This is a genomic window from Arcobacter sp. LA11 (assembly GCF_001895145.1).
Taxonomy (GTDB): domain Bacteria; phylum Campylobacterota; class Campylobacteria; order Campylobacterales; family Arcobacteraceae; genus Halarcobacter.
In genome coordinates, this window is record NZ_BDIR01000029.1 from 1 (window position 1) to 5,557 (window position 5,557).

At 34.1% G+C, this 5,557-nt stretch carries 3 protein-coding genes; all 3 read right to left on the reverse strand.

From position 1 onward, the window contains the following. Nucleotides 1–384: filamentous hemagglutinin N-terminal domain-containing protein (locus BT997_RS15205; RefSeq protein ID WP_143145221.1), on the reverse strand; the 384-nt coding region annotated here is incomplete at its 3' end. 39 nt (nucleotides 385–423) lie between these two features. Further along, nucleotides 424–2,097, reverse strand: a complete 1,674-nt coding sequence (locus tag BT997_RS15210) for a ShlB/FhaC/HecB family hemolysin secretion/activation protein (RefSeq protein WP_072682779.1) — start codon at nucleotides 2,095–2,097, stop codon at nucleotides 424–426. Nucleotides 2,098–2,122: 25 nt separating this feature from the next. Further along, the coding region (locus tag BT997_RS15215) for a YDG domain-containing protein (RefSeq protein ID WP_258239504.1) at nucleotides 2,123–5,557 on the reverse strand (3,435 nt) is incomplete at its 5' end.

The following is a 5,557-nucleotide window of genomic DNA, read 5'->3' on the forward strand; positions in this document are numbered from 1 at the left end:
ACTTGCATTTTTACCAAATAAAACACCATTGGAGTTAAGTATCCATACTTGACCATTTGCATTTAAAGCTCCGTTTATAACACTTTTTTCATTTCCTATAACTCTGTTTAAGGTTATAGCTGAGCTGTTTGGTTGTTTAAAGTTTACGGTTTCATGGTTGGCTATATTAAACTTTTGCCAATTTATACTCGCTTTTTGTGTATTTTGATGAATATTTGTGACATTAGCACTTTGTGAGATACTTGCATCTCCACTGGTTACTACTCCTCCACTTGGTGCTGCTTGAAGTAAGCTTGCACTTGTTAGCATTGCACTTACTACTAAGCTTATCTTCCCACCTTTTAAAATTCTAAAGCGTGAACTAAAATCGATTAATCTTTTCATTGGGTTTCCTTTTTCTGTTCAATTTCCTAGCTTATATTTTTAAAATACCCATCCCGCTTGGAATAAGATTTTACTATTTTCGTTTGGTTCACTCTCTATATCATCACTATTAAAGTTCCAAGCTACTTGCATTTGCCCAAAGAAGTCTTTATACGAAGCATAGTATCCTAAGCCTATGTCTTGAAGTGATTTTGATTCAAAGCCTACTGTATTATCTGCCATAAAAACTCGTCCTCTGTCATAAAAAACACCCACATTGTGTGTAAGCTCATTGATATTAGGTAAAGTGTGTTTTAACTCTATATTAAATAAATACCCATTCTCAGCACTTATTTCTCCACTTGGATAAAGTTTTACTCCATAGGCTCCACCAAGAGAAAAATCTTCACTTCCATCAAGGTTTTTATTTCCTAAGGCATATTGCATTTGCAATGAACTTTCTAAACTTATCTTAGGAGTAAAAAGCATATTATGTGAAAGCTCTAAATTGATTTTTGAATAAGTACCATTGGTATCGGCTCCTGCTTTATCTGCTTCTTTTTTGGCAGAATCATCAAAGCTTAAATGTCCATGGGTAAAACTAAATTTTATATCAGAGTTAGAACTGAATTTTCCTATGCTATAGGCTTTATCATACTCTAAGCCTACTGTTAGGCTTTTTGTATCTTTTTTAGTAGTATCATCATTGGCATTGATTTCATCTTTTAAATCTTTATGGGCAATATTTAAGGTTGTATAGAGGTTTTCAACTCTTGTTCTTATAATAGGGTATTTTAGTGTTGCTTCTAAGGTTTTTGAGTTTCCTTTTGCATCTAGGTTTTCATACTCTTCTACTAAAGAGTAGTTTGTTTGTGAATAGGCAACTTCACCGCTTAATCCATTGGACATCAGTGGTGCACTGTAGGCGATTCGTCCATTTTTTAAATCTGTCCCTTGGCTTATAAGTCCAGAAAGAGATATTTTATCTCCTATTTCAAAGGGGGAATTAAAATTTACCCCTGCCATAAGTCTATGCTCTCCTGTATATCGGCTTCCTGCATTGTCAAGTAAAACATAGCCATCATATTTTGGGGCTGCTTTTGTGCTAATAGAAAAATCTGAAGTTCCTACTTTACTACCTGGCATAACATCTGCTTTAGTTACTTGAACTCCTGGGGTATCATTAATAATAAGCATACTTTGTTCTAAGGTTCTTGTAGATACGATATTATCTCTTTTAGCATAATCTAAGATCCCTTGAACCACACTGTCTTTTACCAAAGAGTTATTTTCTAATTGTAATTCTCCATAGTTTCCTTCAATAATTGCTATCTCTAAGATTCTCTCTTTTATGGATTGTTTTGGTATATAAGCACGGGCAACAAAATATCCTTTTTCTCTATAGAGTTTGGTAATCTTTGAGGTGAGTTCTGAGATTTGAGTAAAGGTTAATTCTTTATTTTCATACTCTTTGGCTAAGTTTTGTAACACTTCACTTTTTATATGTGTATTACCACTAAAGCTAAATCCTTTTATATAAATTGTTTTTCCACTGTCTATCATAGGAGCTTTATATTTTTGTGTAGAAATTTCAGGCAGGGTTGGTTTCTCTTTTTTAATTTTTGGGGTTTGTATTTGTTTTTCCACATCTCCTATGTTTGGTACATTGGCTCCTAATAGAAATGATGCTGATAATACTGATAGTGTGATTACTTTTGTTAATTGTGTTTTCATATTTTTTTCCTTTTATTATTTTCTTTTAATTCTCATCCGCAACCACAAAAAACTGTTGCTCTACACCATTTGGAAGATTTACTCCACCATTTACTAAGTCTACTATTGAGTTTTTAGACAGGGGTACTCTTACTTCTTGATTAGCTTGTGTATTACTACTTGGTTGCTCATTTATAGCTTTTTTTATTTCTGCTAGGGTTACTATGGTATTGGCATTTTCTCCGCTATTTGTTTTTGAAACAATATTTATATTACTGTTTTGCACTCCTATGTTTTTTGCTAAGGTTGTAGTAGTTTGTTCCATTTGTGGTGTTTTTGGTTTTACTATCTCTAACTTTGGAGTTTTTCCACCAAGGTTTACTACTGTTTGTGGCAGTTTTACATCCACCTCTTGCTCATTAACAATGGCTGTAATTACTTCTTGGAGTTCATTACTGATAGTAGCTGTTGTCTTTCCTACGAGTTTATAGTTTTGGGCATCAACTCCACTTAGTTGTATTCTATCTTTTAAAAATACATTTTTTTCTTTTCCTTCTTGTGCATTTTCAAATAAACCTTCTAAAAGTTCCATATCAAGACTCACATCATCTTGAGCTACAATATCAGATTCATTAAGTCCATCTGCACTTACTACTGCATTTCTTGTTCCATCATAGATTTTATCTTCAGCTTGGAAATTGCTAAGTTCAAGCTCTTTTTTAGAAATATTTGCTGTTGCATCTGAACTTGAGACTTCATAGTTGTCTTTATCTGCTCCGGTAAGTTTGACACCACTTATACTAATTGTTTTATCAGTCCCTACATTTTTATCTTCAAAGTTTCCAGTTAAACTACTAAAGTCTTCACTTACAGTATCTCCATTAACTACACCAACTAATGTTGCAGTATCAGTTGTTAATGACGCAACTGTAGTTCCATCATAGACTTTATCTTTTGCTGTAACTCCATTTACACTAAGCTCTTTTTTCATAATGTCTGCATTTGTCATTGCTGTAGTTTCTATAAGTGAATAGTTATTTGCATCAGCTCCACTTAGAGCTATATTTGTAATATTTACTGTTTTTGTAGCTCCTGCATTTTTATCTGCAAAGCTTGCTTCTTGTGTTACATCAACACTATCATTTTCAATAAAGGCACCTTCTTCTTTACTTACAATAACATCAGTCGTTCCATCATAGATTTTATTGTCTGCTGTATAGTTAAGGGTTACACTTTTTGGTGTAATATCTGCTGTTAAACCAGTTACTGAATTCTCTTTCAATATATAATTGCCTGCATCAGCCCCATCAAAGTATATCCTTGAGAGAGTTACATCTTTAGTATCTCCTACATTTTTATCACTAAAGTTTCCATCAGCACCAGAAACCAATAAAATATCGCCAAGTATTTGACCTATGATAGTAGCTGATGATGTATCTATATTTACAGTAGTTAAACCATCATATACTTTATTTTCTGCATGTAGAGTATCTACCATAACCTCTTTTTGAGTAATACTAGCTGTTGTAGTTGCTGTAGTTTCTGTAAGGGTATAATTACCTGCATCTTCTCCACCTAAACTTAAATTTGAAATATTTACAGTTTTATCTTCTGCTACATTTTTATCTTCAAAGCTTGTAGTTACATGATTAAAGTCTGTAGTGACGGTGTCTCCATTAACTATTCCAACTAATGTTGCAGTATCAGTTTTTAATGACGCAACTGTAGTTCCATCATAGACTTTATCTTTTGCTGTAATTCCACTTACACTAAGCTCTTTGGGGTCTATTGTAAAATTACCATTTGTACTTGCACTATCTCTGATAAAACCATCTGCTAGTATTTTTATTGATATATTTGTATAATAACCTGCATCTACAAAACTGGTAATAGTATTTCCATCATACATAAAACTATAATCAGTTCCATATATCCAATCGTCATAATCTGTACCATCAAAAATACTAGCAGTATTCCAAAGACTATTTAAACTTATTTGGCTTCCACTATAAGTATATCCTGTAAGAATATCACTAAGAGTATATATTACTGGTGTACCTGGAAGAACTATCCTCCACGAAGTAACGCCATCTTCTCTTACTAAAGTAGGATATGCTCCATCAGCAGTTATACCCCATCCTGTAAAAGTGGAAGCTGTTTGCATCTCTTGGGTTGTTTTCCCTTCCCCTCCTGCACTACTTACTTGTCCACTTGTTTGGGTGTCCCAATAAGAGTTTGTTACAACAGCCTCATTATGAACTCCAATAAGACCACCTACATCACTAGTACCACTTACTGCACCTGTAGAATAACTCTTTTCAATTACTGTACCACCAGTCATAGGATCATCAGAAGCAACTCCCACAAGACCACCAACTTGACTAGTACCATTTACTGTAGCTGTGGAATAGCTATTAATAATAGTTCCTGCGAAGGTAGATCCCACTAGACCTCCAACAGAATCATTACCATTTACTGTAGCTGTAGAGTAACTATTACTAATATCTCTAGAGCTATGTCCCACCAGACCTCCAACATCCATGGAACCACTTACTGTACCTGTAGAGTAACTATTGCTAATAGTTCCTTGGTTAGATCCCACCAGACCTCCAACAGAATCATTACCATTTACTGTACCTGCAAAGATACTATTACTAATAGTCCCCGCGAAGGTAGATCCCACCAGACCTCCAACAGAATTCTTAGCTGTAATAGTAGCATTTATAACAACTACATTTTTAAGGAGAGAGGAACCACTTGTATATCCAAATAGTCCAATATAGTCAGTACTTGGACGATTTATACTAAGCCAATTTATAGCATGACCTAAGCCATCAAAATTTCCTGTAAATCTACTATTATAATCTCCAATAGAATCAAATCCTTTCTCACTATCCCAAGTAGAAGTTTCACTTGCATCTATATTAGCTCCAAGTACATAGTTCTTAGTTAAATCACCATTCATCCCTTGTAAGTCTCTTCCTGTAATACTTCCCTCATTTCCTAGTTCTGTAATAACTGTCCAATCAATAACTGCACCATCACTTCCCTGTTTTGTAGAAAACTCACTCCCTTGTCCTAAATTAATAGGGGCATTTACATAATAGTTCCCTTCATTATTACTACTAACTGCACCTTGTCCATAATATAAAGACAATTTAGCTTTAGGATCACCATCAGAAGTCACTTCATTAGTAGAGGTAATACTTGCATTGATATAAATATCTCTATATGCACTTAAGGTTAAATCACTATCAGAACTCCAAGTAATATCTGATTCAACATAAATATTACCATCCTCTCCACTTTCACCGATTGCTGTATCAGGAGTATTATTTCCATCTGTTGAAATGGTTACATCTCCTGTTTCTAGTGAAGTTTGTATTGCACTTGCTAAAGTACTGTCAATAGTAACATTCACAGGGTCAATTAACCACTCTCCTGCTTGGATATCTGCTCCTAAAAAGTCAAAGTATTTTCC